This is a genomic window from Nostoc sp. (assembly GCF_036919675.1).
Lineage (GTDB): Bacteria > Cyanobacteriota > Cyanobacteriia > Cyanobacteriales > Nostocaceae > Nostoc.
Genome location: NZ_JBALCP010000137.1, coordinates 86,359 through 103,759, shown reverse-complemented (window position 1 = coordinate 103,759; position 17,401 = coordinate 86,359). Strand labels below are relative to the sequence as shown.

The window sequence follows — 17,401 nt, the reverse complement described above, 5'->3', positions numbered from 1 at the left end:
ATATCAAGCCTGACTAGGGTTAGCTTACGCTAACCCTAGTTATTTATTGGGTAACATTATTTATTTAATTCAGTAAATTATTTTCATATTTATAGGTATTCATAGAGCTTTTATATAGAAAAGATTTTATTTCATATCACCTTCATAATTTTGCCAAAAATTATAGTTAGATTATTGACGGAGAAAAAGAAATCAAAAAAAAATTTTTCTCTATCTAAGTGCATCCTCTTCATGTCGAGAAAGTCAAACAATTTTGGATTTTAGATTTGCGTTAGCGAGTCTTGTCTGCAACACGCTACTCGCGAACGAGCGTCTTTGGGGTTAGTCATTAAATCTCATAAGCGGATGAGTAGATTTGTTCCGCTCACTTTCAGAGCGGGGCATGTATCAAAAAACTCTTTTAATCAAAAATCCAAAATCCAAAATCTAAAATTGGCACGGCACGGTCAAATAATAATATCCCTACAAATCTCCGAGGTAATTGCATGAAAGCGGTGATTTTGGCTGGAGGGCTTGGTACACGCCTCAGTGAAGAAACTAGTATCAGACCCAAGCCGATGGTTGAGATTGGTGGTAAGCCAATTCTCTGGCACATAATGAAGACTTACTCCGCCCACGGCATTAATGACTTCATCATTTGTTGCGGTTACAAAGGTTACATAATTAAGGAGTATTTTGCTAACTACTTCTTACACATGTCAGATGTTACCTTTGACATGCGATTTAATCAGATGAACGTGCATTCTGGTTATGCTGAACCCTGGCGTGTTACCTTAGTAAATACGGGTGATAATACCATGACAGGCGGACGCTTAAAGCGGATTAGCGAACATCTTGGTAATGAGACTTTTTGCTTTACTTATGGTGATGGTGTAAGTAATATTAATATTACCCAGCTAGTTAAGTTTCATAAAGAACAAAAGACCTTAGGAACACTCACAGCCGTTCAACCAGCAGGACGTTTTGGTGCCATTTCTTTAGGATATGAGCAAACTAAAATTACCAGCTTTCGGGAAAAACCTGAAGGTGATGGAGCTTGGATTAATGGCGGTTTTTTTGTGCTAGAACCAGAAGTAATTAACTTAATCACCGATGACTCTACGATATGGGAGCAAGAGCCATTAGAAAAGCTAGCTGATATGGAACAGCTATCAGCTTTCAAACATGATGGTTTTTGGCAACCGATGGATACTTTACGCGATAAAAACTACCTAGAGGGGCTATGGAAGAACAGTCAAGCTCCTTGGAAAGTATGGTAGGGGGGAGTTATGAGTCATTCAATTTTGGATTTTAGATTTTAGATTTTAGATTTTTTTTAATCCAAAATCCAAAATTCAAAATTCAAAATTGGCAGAGTTATGAGTTTTAACTTCTAACTCCTCACTTTTTTGTAATTTAAAGTGCGATAATACTAATGTATGATTTTGCGATTATAGGTGGGGGAATAGTTGGACTCTCGACAGCGTTGGCTTTAGGAAAACGCTATTCTAATGCGCGTATTTTAGTACTAGAAAAAGAGAGCGAATGGGCATTTCACCAAACAGGGAATAATAGCGGGGTGATTCATTCTGGTATTTACTATCAGCCAGGGAGTTTCAAAGCTAAATTTTGTCGTGACGGTTCTCGCTCAATGGTAGAATTCTGTCAAGAGTATGGAATTGAGCATGAAGTTTGTGGTAAGGTAATTGTTGCAACTGAAGAACAAGAGCTACCACGCCTAGAAAATCTCTACAAACGCGGCTTAGAAAATGGCATAGAAGTCCAGAAAATCAGCCCCGAAGAAGTCAAGGAAATTGAACCTCATGTAAGATGTGTAGGTGGACTTCGGGTATTATCAACTGGTATTGTTAATTACAAGCAAGTTTGTTTGAAATACGTCCAGCTAATTCAACAGCAGGGTGGGGATTTACACCTCAATAGAAAAGTTCTGAAAATCTCCCCAAGTGGTAAAAATCAGGTACTGGAAACAAACAACGGTAGCTTTGAAACACGCTTTGTAATTAATTGTACTGGATTGCATAGCGATCGCACTGCCAAATTAGGTCAAGTTGAACCCCAAGCAAAAATCATCCCCTTCCGCGGAGAATACTACGAACTCACACCAGAAAAACGCTATCTGGTCAAGACACTAATTTACCCAGTTCCCAATCCAGATTTTCCCTTCCTGGGTGTTCACTTTACCCGGATGATTGATGGTAGCGTCCATGCAGGGCCAAACGCGGTTCTATCGCTCAAACGCGAAGGTTACAAAAAAACCGACTTTGACCTGCGGGATTTTGTTGAGGTCATCACCTATCCTGGTTTCTGGAAGTTAGCAGCCAAACACGCTGATGAAGGCATCCAAGAAATCATTCGTTCCTTTAGCAAAGCAGCCTTCACCAGAAGTTTGCAAAAACTAATTCCCGAAGTCCAAGCAGAAGACTTAGTTCCCACCCACGCAGGAGTCCGCGCTCAAGCCTTAATGAACGATGGCAAGCTTGTAGACGACTTTTTGATCGTTTCTGGTCAAAACTCCATCCATGTTTGCAATGCTCCTTCTCCTGCGGCCACATCTTCTCTAGAAATCGGTAAAGCCCTTGTCACCCAAATTCCCCAACTCTCGCATCTAGACAGTGTAGTAACTGCATAGATAGCATAGTTGCTTGCACTTTCAGGATTACCCTGTCAAGGTAACTCATAAAATCCTTGCTTTTCTCTCTGTGTTCTCTAAGGTTACATGGTTAAAGAAATTACTTTTTAACCACAGAGGCGCAGAGAACACAGAGGGAAGAAGAATTATTTTTTGGAAAATTTACCCACCTTGACAGGGCTACTCTGAGCATACGTATAGAGCCGCTACACATAGAGTGCTGCTGCCCAATTGGTAATTTTAGATTTTAGTAGTTGGAATGAATCGTCATCTTCAATGACTGTTAACCAGGTCATATAGCGGTTCCCTTTTGGATGCAGCACGCTGGCGCACAGATGTGCGCCCTTACTAAACGAAGAATTTAACTCATCAATACAAAGGCATTAATCAGAATGAAAATATTAATAACTGGAACAGAAGGCTATCTAGGTTCGTTATTACCGCCTCTGTTAATTGAACGGGGACATGAAGTTATCGGTCTAGATACAGGTTTCTATAAAGTTGGTTGGCTGTACAACGCTAATGGGGTGACACCTAAAACCCTCAACAAAGATATCCGCAACATTACCCCTGAGGATTTGGAAGGTATCGAAGCAATAGTTCACATGGCGGAACTCTCGAACGACCCAGCCGGACAATTAGCACCCAATATTACCTACGAAATTAATCATGTAGGTTCAGTTCGTCTAGCTAGTCTGGCTAAGGCTATGGGTGTGCGTCGCTTTGTATATATGTCTTCGTGCAGTGTCTACGGTGTTGCTACCACAGGTGATGTCACCGAAAAATCCCCAATTAATCCCCAAACAGCCTACGCAGAATGCAAAACTCTCGTAGAACGAGATGTCAGACCACTCGCTGACGATGACTTTTCTCCTACCTTTATGCGGAATGCCACTGCCTTTGGTGCTTCTCCCAGAATGCGCTTTGATATTGTTTTAAACAACTTAGCAGGGTTGGCATGGACTAGCAAAGAAATCAAAATGATTAGTGATGGTACACCTTGGCGTCCATTAGTCCACGCATTGGATATTTGCAAAGCCATAGTTTGCACCTTAGAAGCACCACGGGACATTGTACATAACCAAATCTTCAATGTGGGAGATACAGCAAACAACTATCGCGTTAAAGAAATCGCTGAAATTATTGCTGATATTTTCCCAGATTGTAAATTGTCCTTTGGTGATAACGGTGCAGATAACCGCAGCTATCGGGTATCCTTCGAGAAAATCAACACAATCCTCCCCGGATTTAAGTGTGATTGGAATGCCCAACTTGGTGCCCAGCAGCTATTTGATTTGTTCAGTCAAATACATATGGCTGAAGATACTTTCTTATTTAGAGGATTTACCCGCTTAAAACAGCTAGAATATCTGATTCGTACTGAGCAAATTGACAAAGATTTCTTCTGGAATAAAAAGTAGCTAGAGTAGCCTGGCAGCGGCGAACAAATAATCTAAGCCTCCGAATCAACAATATTTGATTCGGACTTATTTACCCTATCGAATTATTTGCAATTAGTGAGTTGAAGTTTATGGCGATCGCAAAATGTCGATTCAGTGGTCAACCTCTACACAAAACTTTTATTGATCTAGGAATGTCACCCTTAGCCAATGCTTATCTGACAGCAGAACAGCTAAATAATGCAGAAAAATTTTATCCTCTGCACGCTTATGTCTCTGAAGACACTCTTTTAGTTCAATTAGAACAGTTTGAAACTCCAGATCAGATTTTTAATGACTATGTTTACTTTTCTTCTTACTCAACTAGTTGGCTTAAACATGCCAAAGCTTATACCGAGATGATGGTAGAAAGGTTTGGTTTTAATCATCATAATCAAGTTATTGAAATTGCCAGCAATGACGGCTACTTACTGCAATATTTTTTAGAAAAGGGAATCCCAGTTTTAGGAATAGAACCAGCTACAAATATAGCTAAGGTTGCTGAAGCCAGAGGCATTCCTAGTATCAACAAGTTTTTTGGGGTTGAAACTGCTAAAGAACTTGTGATACAAGGAAAACTCGCTGACCTTTTGATAGGCAACAATGTTTTAGCTCATGTACCAGATCTAAATGATTTCATAGCTGGAATGAAACTCATCCTCAAACCCAATGGCATCTTGACGATGGAGTTTCCTCATATTTTGCGACTCATTCAACAAAATCAGTTTGATACTATTTATCACGAACATTTTTCTTATTTCTCACTCCTCACTGTCGAAAAAATTTTTGCAGCCCACAAATTGCAACTTTTTGATGTAGAGGAATTACCAACTCACGGCGGTTCTTTAAGAATTTATGCTAAACATAACCACGCTGATAATCACAGCATCAGCGACAGAATAAGCCATCTCAAAGAGAAAGAAATCGCCGCCAGATTGCATCGCATAGAAACTTACATTACATTTGCTGAAAAAGTCAAAGAAACAAAGCACAAGCTATTAAATTTTCTCTTGACGGCTAAAGCAGAAGGTAAATCAATCGTGGGTTATGGCGCACCAGCCAAAGGCAACACCTTGCTTAATTATTGTGGGATTGCTAAAGATTTTATCGATTATACAGTAGATTGCAGTCCCTACAAACAAGGCTTATTTTTACCTGGGACTCATATTCCCATCTTTGAACCAGATAAAATCCGCGAAACTAAACCAGATTATGTCCTAATTTTACCTTGGAACCTCAAGGAGGAAATTATGGAACAAATGGCATTTATTAGCGAGTGGGGTGGACAGTTTGTTGTGCCGATTCCTGAAGTAAAAATTTATCCTTGTCCTATTCCGGATCGGCTTTTAATAGCGTCGTAATTACTAATCATAAGCAACTTTGTTGCTTATTGCTACTGTTTTTAGATTGTCACTATGATAATCGGCAATATGGTTCAGTTAAGGCTTAATTCTCTTAACCTTCCTTTTGAAGTAGGAATTAAAGACCGTAACCAAAGGTGGGTAAAAACCTCATCCCACAAGATTGGATAATTTATTTTTCAGAAATTACTAAAGAGTAATTAAAGGGTGTATCTACTATAGTTTTTTGCCGCCAAGCCATAAAAATTAGACTGGAAAACAGCTGATTAATTACTAATACCAATGTAAAACTGCATAAAATCAAGCTTGGTGAGACAAGGTGCTAAAGCCCTTTGTTCGCAACCTCACAGATAATTGTTATCAGCTGCTGCTAGTACCTTCTTAACTACAGATTTGAGCTTAATATGAATAAATTGCTTACCATCGGTATTCCTACATTCAATCGTGCCCAGCTTTTAGATAAACAACTTACTTGGTTAGCTAAAGCTATTAAAGGGTTTGAGTCTGACTGCGAAATATTTATTTCTGATAACTGTTCTACAGATAATACCCAACAAGTAATTAAAAAGTGGCAGATAATTCTCAGCAATGTTACATTTACATCAAACAAAAACAGTGAAAACATAGGCGTGATGGGTAATATTGCTTGTTGCTTAAAAGCTGCAACTAGCGAATATGTTTGGACAATTGGTGATGATGATCCAATTCAGGAGAAAACCCTAAATTATGTGTTAACAACACTAAAAAAACATTCAGATTTAGCACTAATGTTTTTAAACTTCTCCGGTCGCCAAAAACGAACAGGTCAACTTGTTGTAGAACGCTGGTTGAATAGTGATAATGACGAGCCAAGAGTTGACGGGAAAGCTGTATTTCAAGGTTATCTGAACGAAAATTTTGGTGGTGTACTTTTTATATCAGCAGCAATTTATCGAACGGATTTAGTGCAACGCGCTATACAAAAATGGCCATCTGCTACTAGTAATTGGGCATCTCAAGCATATTGGACTGGGTTTTGCGCTGCTCATGGAAGTGTGATTGTTACTAAAGACATTTATTTAGAATGTACTATGGGCGCTAGTCTTTTGGATCTTGATCCAACATGGAACTTCAGAATGCGATATGCTTACATACCTGAAGTTTATATAAAACTACTAAGGGTAGGATATCCTCATAAATTTTGTCAGGAAATGATTTGGCAGAATTTCCAACAAAAAGCTGACTGGAAAATCTTATTAGGTGCTTTAAAACGTTGGCCTTTCTTGACAATAAAGATATTTATTCCTTACCTGCGTTTGCTAAGTATATCAGCTTGGACAATTCTTTTTCCACCCAAGCAGTTAGAAACTAGTACAGCACGGCTTAAATCTACCTAACATTTCAATTAACAAAACTTGGGGCTTAATAAGGGGATTTTGCGCCTTGTTAAAGGTAGTTAAACTTCTACCACAGTGTACTAGCCTGTAATTTAGTGTGTTAATTGTCAATAAATTGATTGTTAATCCTAACTCTTGACAATGACCACTCATATACGAATTTAATTAATTACTATTTATTCCCATGCAAAAATTACTGACCATTGCTATACCGACTTATAATCGTGCTGAGTTACTTGATAAACAGTTAGCATGGTTGGCTCAAGCTATCAAAGCTTTTGAAGATGAATGTGAAATTTTAGTTTCTGATAATTGTTCAACAGACAATACTCAGGAGGTGATCCAAAAATGGCAAGTAACACTCAGCAATATTACATTTAAATCAAATAAAAACTCTAAAAATTTAGGCGTAGTCAAAAATATTATGTATTGCCTAAATTCTACTACAACAAAATATGTTTGGACAATCGGTGATGATGACCCAATTCAAGATAAAGCCATTGCTTATGTCATCACCAAACTCAGACAACATGAAAATTTATCATTATTGTTCCTCAACTTTTCCGGTCGGAACCAAATTACTGGAGAACCAGTCCATCCACCAACAATTGCTGGTAATCGCTGGTTTGATATTGATAGTGAAGATGGTGATGGTGATGGTAAAGCCATATTTGAACATTGTTTTTCAAAAAGTGTTGGTGCAGTAATTTTTCTGACTGCTACAGTCTACCGCACTGACCTAGTAAAACGTGCTCTAAAAAATTGGACAGACGCTGAGAATAACTGGATATCTTTAGCATACTTAGCCGGATATTGTGCTGCTAATGGCATTGTAATTGTCACTAAAGAGATTTATTTAGAATGTGTTGTTGGTGTGAGTTATTGGCAGAAAGAACCAAAATCTGCACTGTTAATGCAATACAAACACATCCCCGAAGTGATTTTGAAATTAGAGCAGAGTGGATATTCTAAGCAGTTTTGTCGGCGGATGCTTTTGCAGAACGGCAAAGAAGTCAACTTGAAAGTTTTCTTGGGTGCTTTAAGAAGATGGCCGATGTCCGCTATCAAAATAGTAGTTCCATTTTTGGCTTTAGTCAGCTTGTGTGCTTTTGACGTGATGGTTTCTAAAGAGTTTAGGTTAGCAGAATCAAGTGAAATATCTACTCGTGAAGTGCAAAGCTATAAGCCATAAGTTACTAAATTACTGATAAATAAACATCAAAATTAGAAGGTATTTACGACATGTTTACCACCATTAAGCGCAAAATAGCTACACTGTCTTCTGACTTTGAATACCACGTAGCCCGTTGGAAGCATAGCAGAAATCTGCCAGTATTGCAAAGAAGCGATCGCCACATCCTTAATGCTCTCAAAAAAGATGGCGTTTGCGTCACAACACTGGCAGATTTAGGGTTAAATTCTAGCTCAGAACTGCTCAAAGCTGCTTCCCATCAATTGTCTCAGATGGAAAATCTAAACAGCGACCATTTAGAGCAAAAGTTGCCACAAATTTACACAGTTACAAGTTTACCAGAATTTTATGCCTGGGGGATCGAGAAAAGGCTACTCAACATCATCGAAAATTATATCGGTCTTCCCATTGCTTTTCATGGTGTACATTTACGCAAAGATTTCAATAATAAACATCAGTTTGGGACGCTGCTATGGCATAGCGATGCAGAAGACCGTCGGATTATCAAAATTATTATTTACTTGAATGATGTAGAAGAAAAAACTGGGCCTTTTGAATACATTGCCCGCTCTTTAACTCCCTTTTTTAGTTGGAATTATTTTCAGCTTTACTACAAACTTTGGAAGTCAGGCTATATGGGTATCGATGATGAAGAAGTAAAACCAGTCATCCCCAAATCTGCTTGGAAATCTTGCCCAGGCCCAGCAGGTACAGTTATTCTTGTAGATACGAAGAATACTTTGCATCACGGCACAGTCCGCACAGAAGACCGATCAACATTATTCTTATGTTACACCGCTAACCCTCCCGAACGACCAGACCTCTGCACCCAATACTGGGATGATACTTATCCCAGAGCAGAATTACGTTCTTCATCAGATGCAGTTAAAATTCCGACTTAGTACCCTTTTATAAAAGGAAAGGATGTTTTAAAAGTACTTTTAGATCCCCCTGGCTACCGTGTACACACAAGTCAAATTGGTAATCAAATGGACGAAAAAGAACGGAAAATTATTTTTTAACCTTTTGATTTTCTGAAAGAAATCTATCAATAAACTGACACTATTGATAATCAGTTTAATCAACTCAAAAGCTTGCCAATATACGGCTTGTATTTTACCAGGCAAGGATTTTAGTACTTGTGTGTACACTGTAGCCTTTGGGGGATTTAGGGGGATCTTGATATTTTCCAAACATCCTCTAAGGTGCGTTACGTTCCTAACGACTCCTACGAAGTTGTAGGTGATTAAATCCACGTTCATTACTGTTATCTTTTGGTGCAAATACTAAGCAGCTCGCAAGTATTTTCTGTACTAAACATTAAGGAATCATATGATTTTCACTGAAACTGCACTCAAAGATGCACTCATTATTGATTTAGAAGAAAAACCAGACCACCGTGGTTTTTTTGCTCGCTCTTTCTGCGCTCAAGAATTTGAAGCACATGGCTTAAAGCCAACAGTTGCCCAATGTAACCTGTCTTTTAACTACAAAAAAGGCACTATTCGGGGAATGCACTATCAAGTTCTACCAGCAGCAGAAACGAAATTAATTCGCTGTACTAAAGGCGCTATCTATGACGTAATTATTGATATGCGTCCTGAATCTCCTAGCTTTTTATCACACATCGGTGTAGAACTAACTCCAGAAAACCGCCGCGCTTTGTATGTTCCAGAAATGTTTGCTCACGGCTATCAAGCACTCACAGATGAGACTGAAGTTGTATATCAAGTAAGTGAATTTTACACGCCAGGGTATGAGAGAGGTTTACGCTATGACGACCCATTCTTTAACATTGATTGGCCTCTAGATGTGACTGAAATATCTGAGAAGGATTTAAATTGGACTTTGTTGAGAATGATGGCTGTTGGCGGTACAACATCCAGATAAATATAGCAATATTAAATAATTCGTGAAATTACTTTATTAACGAAATTCAAACTACGCAAATAGCGTCAATTCAATAAAAAAAGTATTTCACGAGTGAATTAGAATTGATGTATATACATACAACTGTCAAGTGCTAATTAACATCTGAGATATTAACTTAATCAAATTGGGTAGAAATAAATGCCAAATAGTATTCTATCTCGTGTCGGTGATACCATCTCTTTTGTCTCCAAAAAAGTCCAAGATCGGATCAATTATGCCAAGACCTTACAAGTTGTTTCCCTGAAGCCCAAACAGCCTTCCAAAGGAAATGTACTTCTTTCTTATCGGATTGAGCCATTCCTAATAAAACCAGGTCAGCCTATCCCCAATGACCAGAGTTGGAACTGGGAATGTCTACTAATCGCACAAACTTTTTTAGACATGGGCTATAACGTTGATGTTATCCAGTTCCATAATGATAAATTCGTTCCTCAAAAACACTACGCATTTTTCATTGATATCCGTCATCGTCTAGAAGCACTTGCACCAAAACTGAATAAAGATTGTATCAAGATTTTCCACGTTGACATTGCTAATATGGTGTTTCGCAATGCAGCTGAATGCAATAGACTTCTAGAACTCCAACAGCGCCGAGGAATTACCTTACGTCCACAGCGATTTGAAACACCAAACTTGGGAATTGAATATGCCGATTATGCTACCATATTGGGCAACAATTTCACAGTTGATACATTCAAATATGCCAAAAAAGCAATGTATCGGATTCCGATTTCTTCATCACTTGTTTATCCCTCTCCTGATGAGAAAGACTTTGAAGCGATAAGAAAACGTTTTCTGTGGTTTGGTGGTAGTGCTTTAGTTCTCAAAGGATTAGACTTAGTTTTAGATGCCTTTGCCCAAATGCCGGAATACCATTTAACAGTTTGTGGCCCGGTAAGTAACGACAAAGAATTTGAGCAAGCTTTCTATAAAGAACTGTATGAAACACCTAACATTCATACTTATGGTTGGATTGATGTTAGCAGTCCTGACTTTTTGAAGGTTACAAATAATTGTTTGGGACTTGTTTATCCTTCCGTTTCTGAGGGACAAGCAGGAGCAGTAATAACCAGCTTACAAGCTGGGTTAATTCCGATTTTAAGCTACGAATCTGGTGTAGATGTTCACGATTTTGGTGTAATTTTTGATAACCTTTCCCTTGAAGAAATTAAGGCGAAAGTTAGAAGTATTTCCAATTTGCCTGTAGAAGACCTAAAGCTGATGTCTCGTCAGGCATGGGAATATGCAAGAACAAATCATACCAAAGAAAAGTTTGCTCAAGCCTACAAAAATGCTGTGGAGCAAATTATCGAAAATCACAGCCAGAAAAAACAGACTGATTCTGTAGCATCTAGCAAACAGCTAGTTAGTACTTAGCTCTGGTGATTAGAAATCGCAAAACCATACAAACTAAGTCTGTCGGCGTGGACTGATGAAAATTAACAAGGGGATTTTGCCCCTTGTTAAAACTCGCGCAGGCGGGTTTTACCTGTATAGCCGTGAGTTATAGTCGCTTGGTGCAAGCTAATCCTAATTACCATGAAAATGTACTTAATATTTAGCTGTAACAAATTATTAAGTGCAAATTTATAGAGAATTTGTATCACAACCAACAGTTCCAAAAAGGAGTTTAGTTCATGATTATTATCGATCGCGCCTTACAAGCTCGTGCAGCAGCAGGAAATCCCATCAAAGTGGGAATGATTGGTGCTGGTTTTATGGGTCGAGGAATTGCCAACCAAATTGTCAATTCAGTGCCAGGAATGGAGTTAGTTGCTATCTCCAATCGTCAGATTGATGCAGCTAAACAAGCTTATTCGGAAGCAGGAATTGAGGATATTCAAGTTGTTGCAACTGTCAGCGAGTTAGAAGATGCGATCGCTAACGGTAAGTATGCAGTCACAGAAGACGCAAAGTTACTGTGTCGGGCTGAGGGCATCGAGGCCATAATCGAAGTCACAGGTGCAGTGGAATTTGGCGCTCACATCGTCATGGAAGCGATCGCCCATTGCAAACATGTGATTATGATGAATGCCGAACTCGACGGCACTATTGGCCCGATCCTGAAAGTGTATGCCGACAAAGCAGGTGTCATCCTCAGCGCTTGTGATGGCGATCAGCCAGGGGTACAAATGAATCTTTACCGCTTTGTGAAAAGCATTGGTTTAACTCCCTTATTGTGCGGTAACATAAAAGGACTTCAAGACCCCTATCGCAATCCCACCACCCAGGAAGGATTTGCAAAACGTTGGGGTCAAAAGCCTCACATGGTGGCTAGCTTCGCTGACGGAACCAAAATTTCCTTTGAGCAAGCGATCGTTGCCAATGCCACAGGCATGAAAGTTGCCAAACGGGGAATGTTGGGATATGACTTCAATGGTTATGTCGATGAAATGGCCCAGATATATGATGTTGAACAACTCAAGGAACTGGGCGGTATTGTCGATTATGTAGTTGGAGCAAAACCTGGCCCAGGCGTATATGTATTTGCCACTCACGATGACCCCAAGCAACGCCACTATCTCAACTTATACAAATTAGGCGAAGGCCCTCTTTACAGCTTCTATACTCCTTATCACCTCTGTCATTTTGAAGTTCCCCTGTCCGTAGCGCGTGCTGTCCTATTCGGTGATGCCGTTATGTCTCCACTCGCAGGCCCGCTAGTAGATGTTGTCACCACTGCCAAAATTGACCTGAAAGCAGGAGAAACCATAGATGGCATCGGTTACTACATGACCTACGGACAATGTGAAAATTCCCCCATCGTCCAACAGCAAAATCTCTTACCAATTGGTTTAGCCGAAGGATGTCGCCTGAAACGAGATATTACTAAGGATCAAGTCCTCACATACGAGGATGTAGAATTGCCTGAAGGCAGACTCTGCGACCAATTAAGAACTGAGCAAAATACTTATTTCGCCGCAGAAAAAATCTTAGTAGCAGTTGGGTAATATCGGTTCCAAAAATATTTGTAACAAATTAATTGGCTGTAGGGGCGTACAGCTGTACGTCCCTAGCAACGTATTTGTAGCAAGAATTTCGTGAAGAGGATAGGAAATTATACTGCTGAACACTAGCCACTTTTCACGTCATGTGGAACCTAATCCCCTTCCCCACTAGGGAAGGGGGAAATTCAAAGCCTCCCCTAAAAGGGGAGAGGAATGGAAGTGAGGTCTTCGCTATACCGTGAAAAGTAAGCTAAACACTAAAGTTGTTGATAGTAACTTGCTGGGGAGCGTTGAAACAAACCTGATCGAAACTTTAGGTCAAATTCATGAAAATTGCTCTAGTCCATGATTATTTAACCCAGCGAGGTGGGGCAGAGCGTGTGTTTGAACTGCTTTGTAAACGCTATCCCGAAGCAGATATTTTCACATCTCTATACGATCCCCAAAAAACTATTGATCTAGGCGATCGCATAGTCAACACAACCTTTTTACAAAAGATTCCCTATGCAGCAAAATATTTCAGGTCAATGGCTCCTCTATATTTTCCTGCCTTTCGGGCCTTGAATCTGCAAGACTACGATCTAATTATTAGCAGTAGCACTAGCTTCGCTAAAGCAGTCCAAAAAAATCCCAATGCCCGCCACATTTGTTTTTGCCATAATGTCACCCGTTTCTTATGGGATACAGCAACTTATTTAAGAGAGTATGGAGACTATAGATATTTTGCTCCTTTAATTGAACAAGTATTCCAAGTAATGAGAAAGGTAGACCTGAAATATGCACAGGAACCTGACCTTTACATTGCTAACTCTAGTGTTGTTGCCCGCCGGATAAAAAATGTTTATGGCAAACAGGCAATAATGGTTAACTATCCAATTGATACTAGTAAATTTCTTTTTTCAGATATAAAAGATGAATATTATCTGGCCTCAGCCCGGATGATCAGCTATAAGCGTCTTGATATAATAGTCGAAGCTTTTAATTGGCTGGGGTGGCGGTTATTAATATCAGGTGACGGCCCAGAACAAGCACGGTTAAAATCCAAAGCATTACAAAATATTGTGTTCTTGGGACACGTAAGTGATAGAACCCGCAAAGACTTGTTTTCCAAAGCCAAGTCTATTATTGTCGCAGCCCTAGAAGACTACGGATTAGTTCCAGTAGAGGCTAATGCTAGTGGCACACCAGTCATCGCCTACGGAGCAGGTGGAGTATTAGATACTCAAATACCAGGTGAAACAGGAGTCTTTTTCAAAAGGCAAACACCCGAATCTCTACAAGTTGCATTACTAGAAGCCAATGGCATTTATTGGGATTACGATCGCATCCGTAATCATGCAGTAGCAAACTTTTCCGAGAATGCTTTCTTTAGTAAAGTTGAGCAAATTATTAACCAAGCTTGTGGTGGGCACCAATTATTCATTTGATTTCTGAATCTCTTCCCACTATAAGATTACCTATTTATTTTCTCTCTCGTCCTTGGCGGTTTGTTAAAAAAATAGGTATTCTTCGGAGTATCTCTTAGCGTAAGTCTTGTTGGTGTAGCCTTTCGTAGAAAAGACAAGGATAATAAAAGTGGTTCAAAGTAGTCTAAATCCTCATATAACTCCAGGTTCGGAAACTGAACCAAGTTACGGACAAATGTTTGCCGTATTTGTGCGAAGATTTCCTTGGTTCTTAGCAGTATTAATTAGTTGTATTGCTCTTGCAGGTATAGTAACTTTTAAGACAAAACCAACTTATAAAAGTTCGATGCAACTGCTAGTAGAACCTAACTATCAAGGTAAGACAGAAGGAGCAGGGTTAGACAACCAGTTTACCGACTCTAATGTTGTGATAGATACTGCAACTCAGCTTAATTTGATGCAGAGTTCAGGACTCATCCAAAAAGCAGTTGATAAACTTCAGTCTAATTATCCTGATATAACTTCAGCAGAAATTAAAACTTCTTTGGTCTTAACTCAAATAAGGAGCAAAGAAGATAATGTCGCTACTAAAATCTTTCAAGTTGAATACACTGCTGGAGATCCAGAAAAAACACAAAAAGTTCTAGGTGCAATTCGACAAGTTTATGTGGAATATAACAAAGAACAACAGAATTCACGTTTACAAAAAGGTCTGCAAATTATCAGGGAACAGTTAAGTAAAGCCAGTGAAGAAGTAAACGCGGCTGAGACAAATTTACAAAGGTTTCGGAGAAATCAGAACTTAATTGATCCAGAGTCACAGGCCAAAGCTATTGAGACGGCTTTGAACAATATTGCCCAAGAGCGACAGACAACTCGTTCTCAGTATGGGGAAGCTTTGGCACGCCAAAAATCTTTGGAAGAACAACTTAACCGTTCTCCCCAAAATGCTCTAGTTGCTTCCCGCCTGAGTCAGTCTACTCGCTATCAAGGCTTACTGAACGAAATCCAAAAAACAGAACTGGCACTAGCACAAGAACGCTTACGCTTTACAGACCAGACTCCGAGTGTGCAAAAGTTCAAAGAACAGCTTCAAAGCCAGAAGGAATTATTGCAACAAGAAGTAGGAAGGACTTTAGGCCCAAAATCTGCTGGTGAATTCAGTTCTGGAGACTCTCTCCTCGAAAAAGGACAGCTCGGTGAAATTGATCTCAGCCTTGCTGGTCAGCTAGTGGAAACACAGACCAATATAGTTGCTTTAACTGCTCGCGATCAAACTTTGGCCCAAAAAGAAAACGAGATGCGTTTGGAAATCAAACGCTTCCCGCCTCTGTTGGCTTATTACAATCGGATGCTACCCCAGTTGCAATTTAGTCGTGAAAGGTTAGAGCAGCTTTTAAGAGCAGAACAGCAATTGCGGCAAGAACTTTCCAAGGGTGGATTTAATTGGGAAGTTGTAGAAGATCCTCAAAAAGGCGCACAATTAGGCCCCAATCTCCAACAGAATTTGCTGTTAGGTGCTGTAGTTGGGTTTATGTTAGGAGGCATTGCTGCCTTTATTCGGGAATCGGCTGATGATGCAGTTCACACCACTGCTGAGTTAGAAAAGCAAATGGCCATGCCGTTGTTGGGAACAACTCCCAAGTTACCACCAGCCAAACCCAGAGAATCAATGATCAAGTTACCTTTTGGTAAGCCAGAAGTTCTTGCCCCCTGGACAATTCAGGTATTGCAATCTCCACCGCGTTGGGAATCGCTGGATCTGATTTACAAGAATATTGAACTTTTAAATACTGTTGCTAACTTAAAATCTTTGATGATTACCTCAGCTTTACCTGATGAGGGTAAATCAGCTTTGGCCTTAGGTCTGGCGATGAGTGCTGCCCGTTTACACAAAAGGGTGTTACTGATTGATGCCAACTTACGTGATCCCAGTCTGCACCAACAACTGAATCTTCCCAATGAACAGGGGCTTTCAACTCTATTGGCTAGTGATGCAACTTTACCCAACCAGATTAGTTTTCAATACTCAGGTTCCGCCTACATCGATATTTTGACCGCTGGCCCCAAACCTGCTGACCCAGCTAATCTGTTAAGTTCCCCTCGGATGATGCAATTAATGGCAGCATTTGAGGAAAACTATGATTTGGTACTCATAGATGCTCCCCCAGTTCTCGGTTTAGTGGATGCCATGCTCACCGCATCATCTTGTCGTAGCGTGGTCATGGTAGCAAGCATTGGTATTGTGACGCGAAGCCAGCTGACTCAAGCGACAGCCATGTTAAGTAAGTTAAATCTGATTGGGGTTGTAGCTAATGGGGTATCAAACTCTAGCAGTAATTACGTACCCTATATCAAACAACAGCAATTGTCCCTGCGACAAGCTGTGGAAAAGTAGCTAGTACCGCAAGGCGGAAGTCAAAAGTCAAAAGTCACTTGTACTGAGCGTAGCCGAAGTAAAAGTCAAAAGAAATACAGTGTAAATGTTTCGTTGATTTGAAATGGGTTGTTTATTTCCGCAGCGCTGTACTAGTACGGCTACGATAGATCCCCAGATCCCCGACTTCTCTAAGACGTCGGGGATCTAATTAGTTTAAATGCAACACGCGGTAGGGTGGCACAGCTGTGCTATCCTACTTTTTGATGACCAAAATTTAATTTTGATGCGATCAGGAAAATTCCAGTATATTTATACTATCTTTATGAGTTTTTAGAGAAATCACTGGCTCTTTAAAGAGTAAATAAAGAATTTATTTGAGCGATCGCTATTTCTATATAGTCTTATATTCTAGAGATTAAAGCACCTTCATAAAGGCTAGAAGACAAGAGTGGACTGGTTTTGTTAAATATCTCGATCCAATCAACACCTCAGTGCAATTAAACGTAGATATAGATTCATGGGTAATTTCCCTCTACAGTTCTCTACTTTCAGTAGTTACCGGAAAAATACCGATTGCCCATGAATATTGATAGTAACGTTGATTAGTACACCTCTACACCAGCAGAATTCTGCACGATATGTGCTTGGCTGAGTGGCAAATAGCAATAACATATTTTTGCCCTCAATTATCTCCAACTTTTTGGACTTACAACAAGATTCGGATTTGGGTCTTTGGCA

Annotated in this window: 12 protein-coding genes; all 12 read left to right on the top strand. The window is 39.7% G+C overall.

Annotated elements, in window-relative coordinates; all coding sequences use genetic code 11:
* Window positions 1–485 precede the first annotated feature (485 nt).
* Entirely contained in the window at window positions 486–1,259 is a 774-nt protein-coding gene (gene rfbF, locus V7K49_RS33625; protein WP_334869831.1) for a glucose-1-phosphate cytidylyltransferase, read from the top strand.
* A 155-nt stretch (window positions 1,260–1,414) separates the two neighbouring features.
* Entirely contained in the window at window positions 1,415–2,629 is a 1,215-nt protein-coding gene (gene lhgO / locus V7K49_RS33620; RefSeq protein ID WP_334869833.1) for an L-2-hydroxyglutarate oxidase, read from the top strand.
* Window positions 2,630–3,021: 392 nt separating this feature from the next.
* On the top strand, window positions 3,022–4,050 hold the full coding sequence (locus V7K49_RS33615) for an NAD-dependent epimerase/dehydratase family protein (protein ID WP_335209534.1): 1,029 nt from the start codon (window positions 3,022–3,024) through the stop codon (window positions 4,048–4,050).
* 110 nt (window positions 4,051–4,160) lie between these two features.
* Window positions 4,161–5,429 carry a class I SAM-dependent methyltransferase gene (locus V7K49_RS33610; RefSeq protein ID WP_334869837.1) on the top strand — a complete coding sequence of 423 codons (1,269 nt, stop codon included), beginning with the start codon at window positions 4,161–4,163 and terminating at the stop codon, window positions 5,427–5,429.
* A 404-nt stretch (window positions 5,430–5,833) separates the two neighbouring features.
* Window positions 5,834–6,805, top strand: coding sequence for a glycosyltransferase family 2 protein (locus V7K49_RS33605; protein ID WP_334869839.1), 972 nt, complete (start codon window positions 5,834–5,836; stop codon window positions 6,803–6,805).
* Between the two features lie 184 nt (window positions 6,806–6,989).
* Window positions 6,990–7,997 (top strand): glycosyltransferase family 2 protein, encoded by a 1,008-nt coding sequence (locus tag V7K49_RS33600; RefSeq protein ID WP_335209533.1) that lies wholly within the window; start codon window positions 6,990–6,992, stop codon window positions 7,995–7,997.
* A gap of 50 nt (window positions 7,998–8,047) precedes the next feature.
* Entirely contained in the window at window positions 8,048–8,899 is an 852-nt protein-coding gene (locus V7K49_RS33595) for a phytanoyl-CoA dioxygenase (protein WP_335209532.1), read from the top strand.
* Window positions 8,900–9,329: 430 nt separating this feature from the next.
* Complete coding sequence (gene rfbC / locus V7K49_RS33590; RefSeq protein WP_298915869.1) at window positions 9,330–9,887, top strand: dTDP-4-dehydrorhamnose 3,5-epimerase; 558 nt, start codon at window positions 9,330–9,332, stop codon at window positions 9,885–9,887.
* Window positions 9,888–10,067: 180 nt separating this feature from the next.
* Window positions 10,068–11,306: a glycosyltransferase gene (locus V7K49_RS33585; RefSeq protein ID WP_334869847.1), complete on the top strand. Its 1,239-nt coding sequence runs from the start codon at window positions 10,068–10,070 to the stop codon at window positions 11,304–11,306.
* A gap of 260 nt (window positions 11,307–11,566) precedes the next feature.
* A complete protein-coding gene (locus V7K49_RS33580) occupies window positions 11,567–12,880 on the top strand; it encodes an NAD(P)H-dependent oxidoreductase (protein ID WP_335209531.1) in 1,314 nt (437 codons plus the stop codon).
* A gap of 323 nt (window positions 12,881–13,203) precedes the next feature.
* Window positions 13,204–14,304, top strand: a complete 1,101-nt coding sequence (locus V7K49_RS33575) for a glycosyltransferase (protein WP_335209530.1) — start codon at window positions 13,204–13,206, stop codon at window positions 14,302–14,304.
* A 148-nt stretch (window positions 14,305–14,452) separates the two neighbouring features.
* Entirely contained in the window at window positions 14,453–16,681 is a 2,229-nt protein-coding gene (locus V7K49_RS33570; protein ID WP_335209529.1) for a GumC family protein, read from the top strand.
* Window positions 16,682–17,401 lie beyond the last annotated feature (720 nt).

Bases quoted from the DNA above. Each gene is read 5' to 3' on its own strand.
- rfbC (WP_298915869.1), top strand. From the start codon at position 9,330: ATGATTTTCACTGAAACTGCACTCAAAGATGCACTCATTATTGATTTA.
- V7K49_RS33575 (WP_335209530.1), top strand. From the start codon at position 13,204: ATGAAAATTGCTCTAGTCCATGATTATTTAACCCAGCGAGGTGGGGCA.
- V7K49_RS33580 (WP_335209531.1), top strand. From the start codon at position 11,567: ATGATTATTATCGATCGCGCCTTACAAGCTCGTGCAGCAGCAGGAAAT.
- V7K49_RS33610 (WP_334869837.1), top strand. From the start codon at position 4,161: ATGGCGATCGCAAAATGTCGATTCAGTGGTCAACCTCTACACAAAACT.
- V7K49_RS33605 (WP_334869839.1), top strand. From the start codon at position 5,834: ATGAATAAATTGCTTACCATCGGTATTCCTACATTCAATCGTGCCCAG.
- V7K49_RS33600 (WP_335209533.1), top strand. From the start codon at position 6,990: ATGCAAAAATTACTGACCATTGCTATACCGACTTATAATCGTGCTGAG.
- lhgO (WP_334869833.1), top strand. From the start codon at position 1,415: ATGTATGATTTTGCGATTATAGGTGGGGGAATAGTTGGACTCTCGACA.
- V7K49_RS33615 (WP_335209534.1), top strand. From the start codon at position 3,022: ATGAAAATATTAATAACTGGAACAGAAGGCTATCTAGGTTCGTTATTA.
- rfbF (WP_334869831.1), top strand. From the start codon at position 486: ATGAAAGCGGTGATTTTGGCTGGAGGGCTTGGTACACGCCTCAGTGAA.
- V7K49_RS33595 (WP_335209532.1), top strand. From the start codon at position 8,048: ATGTTTACCACCATTAAGCGCAAAATAGCTACACTGTCTTCTGACTTT.
- V7K49_RS33585 (WP_334869847.1), top strand. From the start codon at position 10,068: ATGCCAAATAGTATTCTATCTCGTGTCGGTGATACCATCTCTTTTGTC.